Origin of the sequence: Kaistella yananensis (genome assembly GCF_026107505.2) — a bacterium.
GTDB classification, from domain to species: domain Bacteria; phylum Bacteroidota; class Bacteroidia; order Flavobacteriales; family Weeksellaceae; genus Kaistella; species Kaistella yananensis.
This window is the reverse complement of sequence record NZ_JAPCHZ010000006.1, coordinates 103,824-120,334: the sequence shown is the minus strand read 5'-3', so window position 1 is coordinate 120,334 and position 16,511 is coordinate 103,824. Positions and strand designations below refer to the sequence as shown.

The 16,511-nt window shown below is 40.2% G+C and carries 16 protein-coding genes; 4 read left to right on the top strand and 12 right to left on the bottom strand.

Features of this window, described 5'->3' with window-relative positions; genetic code table 11:
- Nucleotides 1-17 precede the first annotated feature (17 nt).
- The 4 genes from OK344_RS11860 to rpsB all read left to right on the top strand — a co-directional run bounded on the left by OK344_RS11860 (nucleotide 18) and on the right by rpsB (nucleotide 2,305).
- Nucleotides 18-350, top strand: a complete 333-nt coding sequence (locus OK344_RS11860) for a hypothetical protein (RefSeq protein ID WP_265144972.1) — start codon at nucleotides 18-20, stop codon at nucleotides 348-350.
- Nucleotides 351-522: 172 nt separating this feature from the next.
- Nucleotides 523-978: a 50S ribosomal protein L13 gene (rplM, locus tag OK344_RS11855; protein ID WP_027376676.1), complete on the top strand. Its 456-nt coding sequence runs from the start codon at nucleotides 523-525 to the stop codon at nucleotides 976-978.
- A 5-nt stretch (nucleotides 979-983) separates the two neighbouring features.
- A complete protein-coding gene (gene rpsI, locus OK344_RS11850; protein WP_088469673.1) occupies nucleotides 984-1,370 on the top strand; it encodes a 30S ribosomal protein S9 in 387 nt (128 codons plus the stop codon).
- 167 nt (nucleotides 1,371-1,537) lie between these two features.
- Entirely contained in the window at nucleotides 1,538-2,305 is a 768-nt protein-coding gene (gene rpsB, locus OK344_RS11845; RefSeq protein WP_265144971.1) for a 30S ribosomal protein S2, read from the top strand.
- A 109-nt stretch (nucleotides 2,306-2,414) separates the two neighbouring features.
- Here the strand turns inward: rpsB and OK344_RS11840 are convergent, their stop codons facing one another.
- From OK344_RS11840 to OK344_RS11785, 12 genes are all read right to left on the bottom strand, one after another.
- A complete protein-coding gene (locus OK344_RS11840; protein ID WP_265144970.1) occupies nucleotides 2,415-3,029 on the bottom strand; it encodes a DUF6759 domain-containing protein in 615 nt (204 codons plus the stop codon).
- 34 nt (nucleotides 3,030-3,063) lie between these two features.
- The gene (gene trmB / locus OK344_RS11835; protein WP_265144969.1) at nucleotides 3,064-3,741 is read right to left on the bottom strand and encodes a tRNA (guanosine(46)-N7)-methyltransferase TrmB; all 678 of its coding nucleotides are present in this window, start codon (nucleotides 3,739-3,741) and stop codon (nucleotides 3,064-3,066) included.
- A gap of 80 nt (nucleotides 3,742-3,821) precedes the next feature.
- Nucleotides 3,822-4,571, bottom strand: a complete 750-nt coding sequence (locus tag OK344_RS11830; RefSeq protein WP_265144968.1) for a DUF6759 domain-containing protein — start codon at nucleotides 4,569-4,571, stop codon at nucleotides 3,822-3,824.
- Nucleotides 4,572-4,732: 161 nt separating this feature from the next.
- Nucleotides 4,733-5,524 (bottom strand): hypothetical protein, encoded by a 792-nt coding sequence (locus OK344_RS11825; RefSeq protein WP_265144967.1) that lies wholly within the window; start codon nucleotides 5,522-5,524, stop codon nucleotides 4,733-4,735.
- Between the two features lie 200 nt (nucleotides 5,525-5,724).
- Nucleotides 5,725-8,658, bottom strand: coding sequence for a reprolysin-like metallopeptidase (locus OK344_RS11820; protein WP_265144966.1), 2,934 nt, complete (start codon nucleotides 8,656-8,658; stop codon nucleotides 5,725-5,727).
- A gap of 254 nt (nucleotides 8,659-8,912) precedes the next feature.
- A complete protein-coding gene (locus OK344_RS11815) occupies nucleotides 8,913-9,572 on the bottom strand; it encodes a DUF6048 family protein (protein WP_265144965.1) in 660 nt (219 codons plus the stop codon).
- Nucleotides 9,538-10,017: a DUF6452 family protein gene (locus tag OK344_RS11810; protein ID WP_088469666.1), complete on the bottom strand. Its 480-nt coding sequence runs from the start codon at nucleotides 10,015-10,017 to the stop codon at nucleotides 9,538-9,540. The genes OK344_RS11815 and OK344_RS11810 overlap by 35 nt, the downstream gene beginning before the upstream one ends.
- 13 nt (nucleotides 10,018-10,030) lie before the next feature.
- Nucleotides 10,031-11,440, bottom strand: a complete 1,410-nt coding sequence (gene rlmD / locus OK344_RS11805; protein ID WP_265144964.1) for a 23S rRNA (uracil(1939)-C(5))-methyltransferase RlmD — start codon at nucleotides 11,438-11,440, stop codon at nucleotides 10,031-10,033.
- Between the two features lie 189 nt (nucleotides 11,441-11,629).
- Complete coding sequence (locus OK344_RS11800) at nucleotides 11,630-11,926, bottom strand: hypothetical protein (protein ID WP_265144963.1); 297 nt, start codon at nucleotides 11,924-11,926, stop codon at nucleotides 11,630-11,632.
- Between the two features lie 77 nt (nucleotides 11,927-12,003).
- A complete protein-coding gene (locus OK344_RS11795) occupies nucleotides 12,004-13,509 on the bottom strand; it encodes a TlpA family protein disulfide reductase (RefSeq protein WP_265144962.1) in 1,506 nt (501 codons plus the stop codon).
- A gap of 178 nt (nucleotides 13,510-13,687) precedes the next feature.
- Complete coding sequence (locus OK344_RS11790; protein ID WP_265144961.1) at nucleotides 13,688-14,455, bottom strand: succinate dehydrogenase/fumarate reductase iron-sulfur subunit; 768 nt, start codon at nucleotides 14,453-14,455, stop codon at nucleotides 13,688-13,690.
- 22 nt (nucleotides 14,456-14,477) lie between these two features.
- Nucleotides 14,478-16,490 carry a fumarate reductase/succinate dehydrogenase flavoprotein subunit gene (locus tag OK344_RS11785; RefSeq protein WP_265144960.1) on the bottom strand — a complete coding sequence of 671 codons (2,013 nt, stop codon included), beginning with the start codon at nucleotides 16,488-16,490 and terminating at the stop codon, nucleotides 14,478-14,480.
- Nucleotides 16,491-16,511: the final 21 nt, after the last annotated feature.

Sequence of the window (16,511 nt, the reverse complement as noted above, 5' to 3'; positions counted from 1 at the left end):
GCGGAAACATTATTTTTATGCAGCGCGCGATTATCTATTTTTTAGCCGGAACCTTCGTGAGTTTTCTTCTGAATTATTTTCTTCTGGGAAGTCAGGGTTGGGCGCTGGATCTGTATTATGGTTTTGCATTCGGGGCTGCGTGGGGAATGGCGTATTTTCTGGATGACGAAAAATTCACCTTGCCTCAAAAACTGGGCATTTCTTTTTTGGGAATGGCAGTTTTAGTTGTGGTAGGTATTTTTCTCTTTGATTTGGAAAAAGCAGTTCCTTCTGTTATTAAATTTTCGATGGTTTTTGTGGCGTATTATATTTTTGCAAGTTTCAAAAGTTCGAAATCTCTCAGAAATTAGCCTGATTTAACGTATTAAAAAGATTACCGCTGTGGTTCTACGAAAGAAATAACCCCATCATTTTCAAAACCTTAGGATATTCTTCCCTAAAATATTTTCTGTTCCAAAAAAAATCTTTACCTTTGCACACCCTATTTAGGGAAAATTATGTTTAATCGTTAAACGAAAAAGTGTGAATACATTAAGTTACAAAACCGTTTCAGCTAACAAAGCTACCGCTAATAAAGAATGGGTTGTGGTAGACGCTGAAGGACAACCGTTAGGAAGACTAGCTTCTAAGGTTGCAAAGATTTTGAGAGGAAAGCACAAAACGAATTTTACGCCTCACGCAGACTGTGGAGATAACGTAATCGTTTTGAATGCTGGGAAAGTAACCCTTTCCGGGAACAAGTGGGCTGACAAGACTTACATTTGGCATACTGGATATCCAGGTGGTCAGAAGTCGATGACTGCTCTTGAACTTCAGAAAAAAGATTCTTTAAAAGTATTGGAAAAATCTGTAAAAGGTATGCTTCCAAAAAACAGATTGGGATCTCAGTTATTCAGCAACCTTTATTTATATGAAGGAACTGAACACAAACATGAAGCTCAACAGCCAAAAGTTATTAATATTAACGAATTCAAATAATTAATATGTCAATAGTTCATAAAATCGGAAGAAGAAAAACTTCAGTTGCAAGAGTTTATGTGAAACCAGGTTCTGGAGTAATCACGATTAACAAAAAGGATTCTAAAGACTATTTCGGTACTGATGTATTGGTTTACAAAATCAACCAGCCATTTTTGTTGACAGAAACTGTAGGTCAGTACGACGTAACAGTGAATGTTTTCGGAGGTGGAATTACAGGGCAGGCAGAAGCAATCAGACTTGGAATTTCCAGAGCAATGTGCGAAGTAAACGAAGAGTTCAGAGGATTATTGAAACCTCACGGATTGCTTACAAGAGATGCAAGAATGGTTGAAAGAAAGAAACCAGGTCAGAAGAAAGCAAGAAAGAGATTCCAGTTCTCAAAACGTTAATCAAAAAGATTCGAGATTCGAGACTTTCAAAAATCTTTGTTCTTGGCTCTTGGTTCTATTATCTAATCAAAAAATGCCCCGTTTAGTTTAGCACCCAAACTCTTCTCCCATCTAAAGAAAAGTTGATTGCGAAAAAGCGGAACGTAAACTAAAAACAAAAAAGCGACATGGCAAAAGCAAATGTTAAAGACCTTTTAGAGGCAGGTGTACACTTCGGTCACATGACCCGTAAGTGGAATCCAAATATGGCTCCATACATTTTTATGGAGAAAAACGGTATTCACATTGTAGACTTACATAAAACAGCAGTAAAATTAGACGAGGCGTGCAACGCTTTGGAAAAAATTACTTCTGCAGGCAAAAAAGTTCTTTTCGTAGCTACAAAGAAACAAGCGAAAGAAGTGGTGGCAAAACACGCTGCTGATCTTAATATGCCTTATATTACAGAAAGATGGCCTGGTGGGATGTTAACAAACTTTGTTACCATCCGTAAAGCTGTTAAGAAAATGAACCACATCGATAAAATGAAGAAAGATGGTACTTTCGAAACTTTATCTAAAAAAGAAAGACTTCAGGTTGACCGTCAGCGTGCTAACCTTGAGAAAAACTTAGGTTCAATTTCCGACATGGTACGTCTTCCTTCAGCAATTTTTGTTGTTGATATCATGAGAGAGCACATCGCAGTAACTGAAGCTAAAAAATTGGGTATCCCTGTTTTCGGTATCGTAGATACAAACTCAGATCCAAGAAAAGTAGACTTCGTAATTCCTGGAAACGATGATGCATCTAAATCTATCGATATGATCCTTAGCGTGGTTTCAGGTTCTATCAAAGACGGATTATCTCAAAGAAAAGCAGATAAAGAAAAATCTAAAGAAGAAGGAGAAAAAGTTTCAGCTGATGCTGATGCAGATTTCGATACTGCTGCAGAATAAGATTTTATCTTCAATATTGAAAAAGGTTCAGAAAATTTCTGAACCTTTTTTGTTTCTTTGAAAATAGTAAAAAAAGAATAGGCGCGGCGATCTTTAATCAGTTTATATTTTATTTTCCTTCAGCATTCTGCGCAAATTTTCCCTTCGGTAAAACAGTATCTGTTCTGTTAAGCGTAACCACAGTATTCTTTGCGATACTTTTCAAGGAAGAATAGTTGGCGTTGCACGCGTTTCCGCTGAGTTGATAATTTCCTTTCTTCAAAACCACAAAATTTTCACCGCCGGCACGAATAGGAATGTTATAGGTTTCATTACCCTGTACCTTAATGATCATGTTACAGCCGGAATTATTCTGGATGAGAAGGATCGCTTCTTTATTCGCAACATCATTATCAAAAAGTTGGTTCAGAAGCTTCACGGTTTTCTGCTCATGTGAACCGGGTCTTTCCATCGACAGCCTGCGGAATTCCGCCTCTTCTGTGGGTTTGTCAGCAAACTTTACGGCATGATCTGAAGACGTGTGGGGTACACGTGCAGCCTGTACTGTTTTAACTGTTTTTGAGCTTTTAAGAGCTGCCAATTTCCCTGTGAGGGCTGGTTTTCGCGGATCGTCGCGCTGAGCGGTTTTAAGGAAGATTTCGATCTCATGTGGATCGTTACTGTTCAGGATATTGCTGTTCTGTTTCTGGGCAGCAAGAGACATGCAGCTGAAGGCCGCAATCATAAAAAATGTTTTCTTCATTAATGAGAAACAGGAACTACTTGATTTTAAATTTAATGTAGGTAATCGTTTTGCCTTTCGCCGAAAATAAACCCTCATAATACGTTTTTATTTCCCTTAAAAGCGGAGTTCCCGGATCGTATTCCGGCGCTCCGTAAATATCATGATGGGCAGAAATAATCTCGTGGCCCTGTCCCTGCAGTAAACCTAAAGTATAGCCGTGCAGAAATTCTGAATCGGTTTTCAGATGAACGATACCATCCTTCTTCAGAATTTTTTTATAACGCTCCAGAAAATCCGGGTGCGTCATTCTGTGCTTTGTTCTTCGGTACTTGATTTGTGGGTCGGGAAAAGTGATCCAGATTTCATCAACTTCGTCGTGATCGAAAAAACAGTCTACCAATTCAATCTGTGTTCTCAGGAAGGCCACGTTGTTTAGTTTTTTTTCCACCGCTTCTTTGGCTCCAAACCAAAATCTGGCTCCTTTAATATCGATGCCAATAAAGTTTTTATCGGGGAAGGATTTTGCTAAACCTACGGAGTACTCACCTTTTCCGCAACCCAGTTCCAGTACGATAGGGTTATGGTTTTTAAAGACTTCGGATCTCCATTTTCCTTTTAAAGGATAATTATTGAGTGCCTCTTCTCTGGTTGGCTGAAATACGTTCGGAAGTGTTTTGTTTTCGGCAAATCTTGCCAGTTTATTTTTACCCATTTTCTACATTCAAAAACGTGCAAAAATAAATAAAATTGGTCAAGACTTATTTTTTTTCGTGAACTTTAACTTATTTATAACTACTGGTTTCCTAGTGCAACCATCACCGCTTTCTGAACGGTTTTCTGCGATGCATACTGGGCACCACAAACAAGGCTTGTGAAAAGATAATCGCCTTTGGCAACCACAATGGTGTTGTCGCTTTGCGCAGGTATTGCGAGCCTGTATTTGGTGTTACCAATACCTTCGATTCGCATGATAATATTACACTTCGATTTGTTTTCGATGAGTACGATGCTTTCTTTACTGTTCGGATCGTTATCAAAGAGAGAATTCAGGATTTTTACGGTATTGTTTTTATGTTCAACAGGATTTACCGACATCAGCATCTCGAATTCCGCCTCTTCCGGATTTACGTAACCGGATGATGCGCCGCCCGTAGATGTTGACGGGGCTGAAACACCGGCATTGCCGTAAACCTTGGTTACGTAATTACCTGGTTTCTTTGCGCTCTCTTCGCGGTATTTTGCAATTTGCTTCTGGCGGATGATGTCATTCATCTCATCGAAACTTATTCGTGTGGAGGGTTTTCTACGCAAAATTGCGAGCTTTTCCTGAAAATCCTTCACCCTTTGGTCTGATGGGTGTGCTGTTTTAATATATTCATTCAGCAGTTTTACGAGCCGGGGTTTCAGTACAGATCGTTTGGGGTCATCGGGATGCGCTATGCGCAGATAAGAATCGATCTCGTAAATATTGTTACTGCGGAGGATGTTGGTGTAATCTTTCCCCTTACGCTGGGCAGAGAGATTACAAAGTGACAACAACATTAAAAAACAAAATAAATTTTTAACAAACGACATTCAGTAAAATTTATGAGTTAACATAAGGCAAGGACACTAAAACGGCAATAAAATGCCATCATCCTTAATAACGCGCCGCCAAATATAAAACTTTTAATTTAACATAAAAAATTAAAAATCACGAAAAATCACTTTGCAGCCTCCATTAAGTGCGAATTCCGCAATCGGCGCTGGTAAATTGGCAGATATTTTTCAATGTAAAGTGATACCGCTTCGTAGTTATTGTGCTGCACGTAAGGCAGGATATTATCTGAAGTATAAACGAACTGCAGGAAGTTATCAATGTAATTTGCCGGTATTTTCAGGTTGGTAAAATATTCAGTTCCGAAATAATTCCTTATTCCTGCCACAGCTCCGTTCATTGTTTCGTATTGCTGGGCTCTTTCCTTCTTTTTCCGGTCACCGGAAAGAATGTCGTAGATACTTTCCAGGCTGAATGTAAGACCGCCGCCTGCAAAACCAGCTACGGGAAGTTGGGGTGGCGTACCATCCCCTTTCGGAGCTGGCAGGCCAATCATTTTCTGCAGGGCCATATTTTTTTCACCGTTTTTCAGGGAGCTTACGTCTTTCCGCAGATTTCCCGTAGGTTTAAATTTACTTATCACCACCTCCTGTATGTCGTAATACGCAATCTTCAGTTCCACGAAATTACTTGTATTCTGTAGGTCTTCAGCAGTAACGGCAACGTCTTTTCTGTCGGTAACAATAGAAGTAAACCTGATGACATCGCCAGGTTTTGCCGGAATCCTGAAAGCCCCGAAATAATCGGTATAAACCGTACTTTGAGAAGTAAGGTTTGTTACATACACCTGATTCAGGTAATACATCGACTTATCTCTGATGATAATTTCTCCGGAAAAAAACTGGGCCTGAACTTTAAAAATCAACAGTAAAGTGGCGAGCAAAAAAGACTTCTTCATATACACGGCAAAAATAAATGAAATATCACATAACGCACCGTGATAAGATGGTATTTTACGGTTAAAGTTAGGTTAAATGGAAGATAAAACTGTTAAAAAATCCCAAAGGATCAACGGCGTAAACCGCACTGAGGATGTTTTAAATGCACAAAAAAATCCCCGGTGGTATTCCGGGGATTAATTTCTATAAAAGATGAAAATTATTTTTTGATAAATTTCACTTGGTTTATCTGTCCGTTATTATCTACGGAAATCATATAAACTCCTTTCTCTAACTGAGACACCTGTACTTTACCATTGGTAACTTTACCTTTAGATACAGCCTGACCAGCCATGTTGTAAATGGTATAAGAAGCTTTATCAGATACTTTAGTAACATTTAGCAAATCGATTGCAGGGTTTGGATATACCTGAACAGCACTTGCTTTTACATTATCATTTACGCCCAAAGTAGCTGAAATCATTACTGCATAATCTTCTACTTCCCCGTAAGTATAACTACCGCAAGGAGTCATTTGAGGAGTACTGAATTTTAAAGCAACCCTCATTCCTACCGGTTTATCTCCGGAATATGCATCTGCAGGAACCGAGAAAGTATCGGTAACAGGAGTGGTTTTATCACCTGAAGTAGACATTACAAATTCATCATCATCAAAAGTTCCGCTTCTGTCGAAGTCGATCCAAACCGTCACCGCTTCGTTGTAGATTGATCCAGTCCAGGCTTTGGTAACAGAAATAGTGTTGTTATTTGTTCCTTTTGCCAAACGCACCAATCTTGCAGGATCAGATGAATAATTGGTATAAGTTGAAGCACCTGATGAACTGTCCACACCAGCAGCACCTTCAGCGGTAATCTTTACATTAGAGATATACTCATCACTTGAGTTGGTTGATGTGAGTGTACAGTACTGAAGATTTAATGTTGTGAAGTTAGTTACCGCAGTATACGTCCCTGTTGTACCTGAACACACAGAAGCAACCTGAACATTATAAGCTGTACCTTCATCTAAATTCGTGATGGTGTAAGTGTTGGCCGATACCGGAACTTCAGTCCAAGTAGCATCAGCAGCTTTTTTGTATCTCACGATATAGGTTGCACTTGCGATAGGATCCCATGCAACAACTGCAGAAGCGGTTGTAACACCAGTTACATTAAGTCCCGCAGGAGCAGTACCGTCGCACGCAACAATTGCAGAAACTGTAACCGGCGCAATAGCGTAGAATACGTTTCCGATTGCTGAGATTCTAACTTTCAGCGCAGTATTTGTTGGGAAAGATGCGAAACTGAAATCTTCACTACCGTCATTTGGTGTAGAAGCAGCAAGCTCCGTCCAGGTTGCACCGTTATCTGCGGTATAATCAATCTTCACGTTGGCAACATTAAAAGGAGCTGCGTTCGTTCCAACGACATCCCATGTCAATGGTCCCGGAGCATTGTTATATACTTTAGTAGAAGTAATTTTGAAAGGTCCATTGGCGTGTACGGTAACTTTCTGTAAAGCAGACTGCGTTTGCTTCTGAGCTACATCTGCATTGTTATCCCTTACGGTAACTCGGAAGTTGGTTGTTCTTGCTACGGTAGAAACCGCTTCCCAATCAGCATTGTTTTTAAGATTTCCTGCTAAAACGGTAGAAAACTTAGGGAAATAACGCGTAGGACTGGCTGTAGGAGTCCAGGATCTAAAAGTAGGTCCGTTGGTTAAAGTTCCAAGGTTGGCAATGGTAGTCGAAGTACTTGCATTGTCAACTTGCTCCCAAGTATAGGTTAATGGATCACCTTCCGCATCGGTAGCCTGCGCTGTCAAAACAAAAGCGGTACTTTTCGGGATGGTAACATCTGCCATCGCAGTAATTACTGGTGGATTGTTGTTCACTGGAGTTTCAATATCACAAGTTTTTGCGATAAGGTTGTTCTGCACCTGAATGATTGAGTTAACGTGGAAATAAGCATCAGAATGCTGCTGAACATTCTGGCTGGTAATTCCCGCATAACCCATGATGGTAGAACCTGAACCTGGTTCAACATTCTGTCCTGTACCTTCTAAACCATGAGAAAAAGTATGGTTTGCCCCAAGCTGATGACCAATTTCGTGAGCTACATAATCGATATCGAAGTTGTCTCCCATTGGGATCCCGTCTGCCGGAGAAGTAATTCCCGAGCCTTTACCGTTTCCTGTTGGTACACCAGAAGTATTTAATGGTGGACTTATACAAACACAACCGATACAACCAGCATTACCACCACCACCAGAAGCACCAAACATGTGTCCGATATCGTAGTTAGCTTCACCAGCTACTGCTGTAATTGCTTTCTGAGCAGAAAGGTTCCAGCTAGAAAGCGTAGTTGAATATGGATCGGTAGCAGGATCCGGATAAATCAATCCCGGGAAATCCTGAAGAATCAGGTGAAGACCAAAATCCATTTCAAAAATACCGTTACATCTTGTCAATGTTGCGTTAATTGCAGTCATTGCACCTGCAACACCTCCAAAATACTGGGTATATTCACCGTTTGTGGTCATCGCCAGACGCATGGTTCTGTATTTTTTATCAGAAGCCTTACTAAAATCTGTTGGATTATTGGTAAAAGACTTTCCGGACATATACATTTTGTCCATTTGTGCCTTGGTCAAAGGAGCTTCACTTGTAGAACAAACAAAAGCTTTATCTTCTTCAGTTTTATTGGTTTTTGGGTGAACACCGTATACTGTTTTTGAAGTATTCTGAGGCTCAATGAATTCATACTTGCCGTTTCTCACGATCATCGACTGGAAATCATTCGGCGCTACACTGAATCTCACAATTGCGGTCGGATCATCAATCCCAACCCCAACATACGAACCTAACTGGTATCGGTCTGCAATAGATTTCACCACAACAGGTGAACTGTATACTGCAAATCTTTCGATTTTACCGTTAAGTGTTGGGAGTTTAATTTCTACGGGAACAGCGTTGCTGCCGGTTTCCTGCGCATTGGCAAGTTTCGATCTCATTGCATTAAGATCCAAGGAATAATAACTCTTGACGTTTGACGCCGTTCGAATTTTCTCACCTTGCATCGACGTGGGGCTCCATTGGGCAAAAGCAGCCGTTGTCATCAATCCGCAAAGTACAGAAGTAAAAATTCTCTTCATAGATTAATATTTTTTTTATTGAATTAATCCCAAAAGTAATTTTTTTTTCCAGACCGTCAAAATAATAATGATATAATTTTATTTAGTTCACAAAACATTTTCCAATTATTACATAAATTAATTATACAATTCGGATAAAATATAAGAAATTAATAATAAAAATTTAATCGATAAAACAATTTTAAGAAATTTGACGCTGAAACCTGGCTGAAAATTTACAGGTAAATTATTCAAAGCATAATATTATAATCAACTTAGAAAAGGTAGGCAATATTCCACGCGAACCCTACATTGAATTTTGCAGAGCTTTTGCCAAAGCCGGGAACAATCATCGGCTTGATGTCGTCCTGTGTTGTTGAGAACAATAAATATCTCGGCTGGATATTCACATCGATATAAAACGGAGATTCAAAAAGCTGAACTCTTCCACCAACCGCAGCTTCCAGCCAGTAAGAACTTTGCGAAGAGGCAGGGAATGCTACAGTAGTGTCGCTCCCGGCGTAGCCACGAACCGGAACCGCTTTATATTCCTGATTATAAAATGAACCCGCTGCTTTGGCACCGGCATAAAAGCCGTTCAGCTCATTCTCTTTATCTTTTGCCAGCATATAAAAAGCACCCAGCTTGAGAAACGGACCGTTGGCAGTAGCATCGTAGCCGTTTTTCCGGTAAATATTTTTTTCATAACCTGCTTCGGCGACCGCATGAATGTTTTTCGAAACCCTCGAAGACACAAAACCCTGAAAAAGCTGTCGGTCCGAGAATACTCCGATTCCCGCATTCAACACATCAATTCCGACCATTAAATTGGGTTCATATTTCCCTTTAGTTTGCAGAGTGTCCGGCGCTTTCTGAGCAAAAGCAGCAAAAAACAGAAGACTAAAAAAGAAGGAAAAAATGAGTCTTGGATTCATCGGAAATTTGGGTTTGGTTTTGTTCGATATCGATTACGGGATCCGGAACCTCCAGAATTGCGCTTGCATTTTCATACACTTTTTTGATTCCGCAGGCCGGCGAAACGTACTCGGATTTTGTAGTGTAATTAATCTTTACCTCTGAAGTAACAGCGGTTTTTGATAAACCGACATATATTTTGGTGAACGGCGCGTCATCAACCCGCAACGGAATAAGTACAGAGTCGGTCTTTGTTTTGGCAGCAATTACAGGAATCTGACCGTTTCCGTAATCCACGTTCACAAAAAGAGAATCCATTGTTTTGAGTTTTCCTGTGGCCTTCGTCTTAAATTTCAGTTTCATTCTGGGAGTTGCTTCTCCACTGATACAGATATCATCATCACTTCCGCAGGAGAAAAGCGAAAATAAAAATACGCTAACGAGAAAAATTTTCAGGAACTTCATGACTCAAATGTAATTAAATCTTTACCAGAAGCGCAATATTCTCCACATGATGCGTCTGCGGGAACATATCTACCGGGAGAATCTTCACCAATCGGTAATGCTCTTTCATCAATGCCATGTCTCTTGCCTGCGTCGCCGAATTACAGCTTACATACACAATTTTCTCAGGCGATAGTTTCAGGATTTGTTCTACCACTTTCTGGTGCATCCCATCTCGCGGAGGATCCGTAATCAGAACATCAGCTTTCGGATGATTTGCAAGGAATTCATCATTAAAAATATCTTTCATATCGCCACAGTAAAACGTACAGTTCGAAAGCCCGTTCAGTTTGGCGTGTTCTTTTGCGGCGTTAATGGCTTCCTGAACGGATTCGATTCCGATGACCTGTTTTGCGTTTCGGGCAACGTACTGTGCAATGGTTCCGGTTCCGGTATATAAATCGTAAACTACCTCATCGCCTTTTAGATCTGCAAACTCCAGCGTTTTTCTGTACAGTTCCAGAGCCTGCTTATAATTGGTCTGGAAGAAAGATTTCGGACCGATTTTAAACTGAAGACCATCCATTTCCTCCATTAAAAATCCATCGCCGAAATACGTTACCACATGTTGATCATAGATGGAATCGTTTTGCTTTGAATTGATGCAGTACACTAGAGTTTTGATCTGCGGGAATTCTGAAAGTAAAAAATCGAATAATTTCTCGCGGTTTTCCTTTTCATCACGGAAAAACTGGAATAAAATCATCCATTCGCCTTTTGAGTTCTGGCGCAGCATTAAAGTCCGTAAAAAGCCGGTTTGTTCTTTCACATCGAAAAACTCCAATCCGTTGGCTACGGCATACTGTTTTACGGCAAGTCGGATGAAATTGGAAGGATCTTCCTGCAGCCAGCATTCCTTAAGGTCGAGAATTTTGCTCCACATCCCAGGAATATGAAAGCCCAGCGCATCGCGGTTACCGAAATTCTCTTCCGAACTGATTTCGTATTGGGTAAGCCAACGCGCATTGGAAAAAGAAAATTCCATCTTATTACGGTAAAAATACTGTTCTTCACTTCCCAAAATCGGCAACGTTTCGAAATCCTCAAAACCGCCAATTCTTTTGATATGATTGAAGACTTCGTCCTGTTTGAAATCCAGCTGTTTTTCGTAAGCAAGATTCTGCCATTTGCAGCCGCCGCAAACACCGAAGTGAATACATTTCGGCTCCACTCTGAAAGGTGATCTTTCCACAATTTCGGCAACATCCGCTTCAAAATATTTTGATTTCGATTTTTTCACTCGGGCATTAACCACATCACCGGGAACTGCACCGGAAACCAAAACAGTTTTGCCTTCTTCAGTTCTGCCTACTGCAACACCTTTCGCACCTGCTGAAACCAGTTTTATATTTTCTAAAACGATATTTTTACTTTTCCTTTTCATCTACAATTATAATGACCACAAAAGTAAGGTTTTGAAAATAAAAAAAAGGCGATAAATCGCTGGGAGGAATTTGAATTTCACTAAATTATTTTTTACTAAAATGCAGAATAAACAAAATTTAGTATAAAGTCAAATAATAATTTATAAAGAAATGCGCTAAAGCTCTTTGTTATTACATCAAACTTATAGTTATGCGGAATAAGATTGACGATTTCTCAAGTAAAAATATCCTACAAAAGCTGCAAAAAGTAGAAATCCCAATGTCCATAAAAATCTCGAAGGATTTTGGTTTTTAAAAACATCAATAATAAGAACAAAAGCAACAGTAAAATTGCACAACACCGCAACATATGATAATATTTTTCCCATCTGAAGTGAGATACCAAACGATGTAAGATCAAAACTTACTGAAAAAACAGTAAATATGATCCCGAAAAGGACCAACCAATAAAGTATGCTTGGAGAAATAAGTAAATCGTTTTTCATGATTTAATTTTAAACGAATATAAAAAAAATCCTGCCCAAATAAAATGAGCAGGAAATATTTCAATTTCTGATGGAAATTACTTTGTTGGAGCAACTTCTGGCTGTGGTGCCAACAAATCATTCTGTAAAGTAGCTTCAGGCTGCACGGTAGGTGCTTTCAGGCCGGTAAGTTTATCCAAAACGGTGATCAATTCCGGATCTCCTAAGTTGTAAAAGAAACGGCTTGCCATTTTTCCGTCTTTATCGATAACGACGAAAGAAGGAAGTTTGAAACCGTAAATTCCCAAATCTTTTGCAATCTGCGAGGTCAGTCCGCCCTCACCGTAAACATTGTTTCCGGGAATACCTTTCATCATGGCATTGCTGGTTTTGGTGAACTGGTCTTTAGTATCATCTAAATTCACGAAAGTGAAATCCATTTTAGATTTGTAGAAATTTACAACTTCTTTCAGAACAGGAACTGTACCTTCAGAAATGTACGGATTCCAAGATGCATAGAACATTACGAGGTTTGGTTTTCCTTTTACATCGGCCAGTTTAAAAGCGCTTCCGTCCTGTTTGATGAGTTTAGAATCCGGTGCCGCTTCACCAGCTTTCGGGCCGGCGATTACGAACTGAATTCGCTGCATATCTTTTTTAATGCCTGCATCTTTAATGTTTTCATTAATGATTTTATTAATTTTAGCAGCATTTTCATCCGTCATTCCCGGCGTAATATCACCACTTGAAAGTACGAATGCCAGAAGATAATCTTTGGTGAGCTGAGAAAGGTCTTTTTTGGTATCCAGAAATTTGGCAAATAATTCAGAAGATAATTGGTTGCCTGCTGTTGCCTGCTTGCTTGCAAAAGCCTGAAATTCCGGGCTTAGTTTACCCAAAAGATAATTTCTGTAAATCGGTTGGTTTTTCAGAAGTCTGTCGCTGTCTGCATTAAGCTTAGCTTCAGCATCTTTGAAATTTTTTGACGCTTTGTATGCTGGGTTTTGCGTAGCCTGCGGATGGTTAACTTCGTACTGGCTCATTAATCCTAAGACACTCGCATTCAGTTCGTCTTTTTTATATTCTACCACTTCATTATCTGCTGAAGTTTTTTTAGCAGCAGCATCAATGCTGTTCCCGATATCGGTACGGATTTTTTCAGCAGCTTTCAGGAAATCGGCTTCATTTTTCATTACAAGTTCGCCAACATTGATTTTCCCTGCATAACCCTGAATAAATTTGGTTACCTCTAAAAGGAAATCGTTATTGTTTTTTGCATCACCGGTAATGGTAAACTGATTGGGGAAGTTGGCTGCCTGGCCTGAAATATTAAGTTCCTGACCACCTTTAAGATAAATCATGGCTGTTTTTCCGGCGTAAGACATAATGTACATGCCGTTTTTAGGCGCTTCGAAGCTTCCGGAAAAACTCCCTTTACTGTCTACACCCAAATTCAGCAACGGAAGGGTTGCCACACCGGAGGCTTCTATAAACTCGATTCTTTCGAGTGGTGACCCGCCGGCAAAATTACCTTTTACCTCTACTTTTTTTGAACAAGACATTGCTACGAAAGCGAACATCAATAATAAAAAATATCTACTCATGTTTTTTTGATTGTATATAAATTTTTCGATTTTTAATTTCAACGGTGTAAACTTAATTTGCGCAAAAATAAGTTATATAAAGACTTGTAGAAAATTTTAATCATATAATTGGCAAAGTTTAACAAAGAAAAAACCGCTTTCGGCAGTGAAAGCGGCATTTTCGTAATGATTTTCTGTTTTATCCTCTGTCGATATTGGCAGAAATGTATTCTCTGTTCATTCTGGCGATTACTTCGAGGGAAATTCCTTTCGGACATTCCACCTCGCATGCGCCGGTATTCGAGCAGTTTCCGAAACCTTCTTCATCCATGGCCTTCACCATATTCAGCACTCTTCTTTTCGCTTCAACACGGCCTTGCGGAAGTAAGGCGTACTGAGAAACCTTTGCTCCTACAAATAACATGGCTGAACCGTTTTTACAGGTGGCCACGCAGGCACCACACCCGATACATGCTGCAGCATCCATCGCTTTGTCAGCATCTTCTTTAGGAACCGGGATCGCATTCGCATCCAGCGTGTTTCCTGAAGTATTCACAGAAACGAAACCTCCCGCTGCCATTACTCTGTCGAAAGCACTTCGATCTACCACCAAATCTTTAATTACCGGAAAAGCAGCACTTCTCCATGGCTCGATGTGGATGGTTTCGCCGTCTTTAAACATTCTCATGTGAAGCTGGCAAGTGGTGATTCCTGTATCCGGACCGTGAGATCGCCCATTGATGTACAGCGAGCACATTCCGCAGATTCCTTCGCGGCAGTCGTGATCGAAAGCTACTGGTTCTTTTCCTTCGTTTACAAGATTCTCATTGAGCATATCGAGCATTTCGAGGAAAGAAGAATCCGTAGATACATCAGAAATTTTATAGGTTTCGAACTGTCCTTTTGATTTATTGCTTTTCTGTCTCCAAATTTTCAGAGTCAGGTTTAATCCTTTTTTTGCACTCATTTCTATATTAATTTTTTGGAGATTATTTATAACTTCTTGTTTTAACTTCGATGTTCTCGTACACCAGTTCTTCTTTGTGCAATACTTCTTGGTTAATGTCTGCCCCCTGATATTCCCAGGCTGCTACAAATTTGAAGTTTTGGTCATCTCTCTCCGCCTCACCTTCCGGTGTTGCATGATCCCAACGGAAATGTCCACCGCAGGATTCTTCCCTCTTCAATGCATCAATCGCCATCAGCTGTCCTAATTCAAGGAAATCTGCCACTCTGAGCGCTTTCTCGAGTTCCATATTCATTTCATCATTCGAGCCTGGTACTTTTACATTTTTCCAGAAATCGTTTCTTACTTCCTCAATTTCCTTAATCGCTTCCTGTAGACCTTCAGGAGTTCTTCCCATTCCCACCTTATTCCACATAATGTGTCCTAATTTTTTGTGGAAATAATCTACAGAATGGGTGCCTTTATTATTGATGAAGAAATTGATTTTATCTTTCACCTCTTTCTCTGCCGCTTCAAAAGCTGCAGAATCTGTAGGAATTGAACCTGTTCTGATGTCTGCCGAAAGATAATCTGCAATGGTGTATGGAAGAACGAAATAACCGTCTGCCAGACCCTGCATCAGTGCAGAAGCACCCAATCTGTTTGCTCCGTGATCAGAGAAATTGGCTTCACCCAACACGAAACATCCCGGAATGGTTGACTGCAGGTTATAATCAACCCAAACACCACCCATGGTATAGTGAACTGCCGGATAAATCTTCATTGGAGTCACATAAGGATTCTCGCCTGTGATTTTTTCGTACATCACAAAAAGGTTTCCGTATTTTTCTTCAACCCAAGCTTTTCCTAAATCATAGATCTGCTGATCGGTAGGATTGTGAATATTTTTCTCGAGCGCTGCCTCTTTACCTTTTTTGGTAATTTCTGTAGAGAAATCCAGGTAAACGCCTTCTTTCGTATCATTATTTTCAATTCCGTAACCGGCGTCGCATCTTTCTTTTGCTGCTCTGGATGCCACGTCACGAGGTACAAGGTTACCGAAAGCAGGATATCTTCTTTCTAGATAATAATCTCTGTCTTCTTCTTTAATGTTTTCCGGTCTTAATCTTCCTTCTCTAATCGCTACTGCATCTTCAATTTTCTTAGGAACCCAGATTCTTCCTGAGTTTCTTAAGGATTCCGACATCAAAGTTAATTTAGACTGTTGTGTTCCGTGAACAGGAATACAGGTCGGGTGAATCTGTACATAACAAGGATTTGCGAAATAAGCTCCTTTTTTATGAATTTTCCAGGCTGCGGAAACATTGGATCCCATCGCGTTGGTTGAAAGGAAATAAACATTACCGTAACCACCTGAAGCAATAACTACAGCATGTGCAGAATGTCTTTCGATTTCTCCCGTTACCAGGTTTCTTGCGATAATACCTCTTGCTTTTCCGTCAACAATTACCAGATCAAGCATTTCATGACGGTTGTACATCTTGATTCTGCCTTTACCAATCTGGCGGCTCATCGCAGAATAAGCTCCTAAAAGTAGTTGCTGCCCGGTTTGGCCTTTTGCGTAAAAAGTTCTTTTTACCTGAACTCCACCGAACGAACGGTTATCCAGCTGGCCACCGTACTCTCTTCCGAAGGGTACGCCTTGCGCAACACACTGGTCAATGATATTTGCAGAAACTTCTGCAAGTCTGTAAACATTTGCTTCTCTTGCACGGTAATCTCCACCTTTAATCGTGTCGTAAAACAATCTGTAAGTTGAATCTCCGTCACCCTGATAGTTTTTAGCTGCATTGATACCACCCTGCGCAGCAATGGAGTGCGCTCTTCTTGGTGAATCCTGGTAGCAGAATGCTTTTACGTTATACCCCTGCTCTGCCAGAGTTGCAGCGGCAGAACCGCCTGCCAAACCTGTACCTACAACGATAATATCAATTTTATCGCGGTTGTTAGGGGCAACAAGGTTCATGTGATTTTTATGGTTAGTCCACTTCTCGGCTAACGGGCCGTGTGGAATTTTTGAATCTAATTTGCTCATTTTTAGAAATTTTAAATTTTA

Coding starts and splice junctions, on each gene's coding strand:
- OK344_RS11860 (WP_265144972.1), top strand. CDS start 18: ATGCAGCGCGCGATTATCTATTTTTTAGCCGGAACCTTCGTGAGTTTT.
- rpsI (WP_088469673.1), top strand. CDS start 984: ATGTCAATAGTTCATAAAATCGGAAGAAGAAAAACTTCAGTTGCAAGA.
- rpsB (WP_265144971.1), top strand. CDS start 1,538: ATGGCAAAAGCAAATGTTAAAGACCTTTTAGAGGCAGGTGTACACTTC.
- OK344_RS11840 (WP_265144970.1), bottom strand. CDS start 3,029: ATGATTGCGGCCTTCAGCTGCATGTCTCTTGCTGCCCAGAAACAGAAC.
- trmB (WP_265144969.1), bottom strand. CDS start 3,741: ATGGGTAAAAATAAACTGGCAAGATTTGCCGAAAACAAAACACTTCCG.
- OK344_RS11830 (WP_265144968.1), bottom strand. CDS start 4,571: ATGTTGTTGTCACTTTGTAATCTCTCTGCCCAGCGTAAGGGGAAAGAT.
- OK344_RS11825 (WP_265144967.1), bottom strand. CDS start 5,524: ATGAAGAAGTCTTTTTTGCTCGCCACTTTACTGTTGATTTTTAAAGTT.
- OK344_RS11820 (WP_265144966.1), bottom strand. CDS start 8,658: ATGAAGAGAATTTTTACTTCTGTACTTTGCGGATTGATGACAACGGCT.
- OK344_RS11815 (WP_265144965.1), bottom strand. CDS start 9,572: ATGAATCCAAGACTCATTTTTTCCTTCTTTTTTAGTCTTCTGTTTTTT.
- OK344_RS11810 (WP_088469666.1), bottom strand. CDS start 10,017: ATGAAGTTCCTGAAAATTTTTCTCGTTAGCGTATTTTTATTTTCGCTT.
- rlmD (WP_265144964.1), bottom strand. CDS start 11,440: ATGAAAAGGAAAAGTAAAAATATCGTTTTAGAAAATATAAAACTGGTT.
- OK344_RS11800 (WP_265144963.1), bottom strand. CDS start 11,926: ATGAAAAACGATTTACTTATTTCTCCAAGCATACTTTATTGGTTGGTC.
- OK344_RS11795 (WP_265144962.1), bottom strand. CDS start 13,509: ATGAGTAGATATTTTTTATTATTGATGTTCGCTTTCGTAGCAATGTCT.
- OK344_RS11790 (WP_265144961.1), bottom strand. CDS start 14,455: ATGAGTGCAAAAAAAGGATTAAACCTGACTCTGAAAATTTGGAGACAG.
- OK344_RS11785 (WP_265144960.1), bottom strand. CDS start 16,490: ATGAGCAAATTAGATTCAAAAATTCCACACGGCCCGTTAGCCGAGAAG.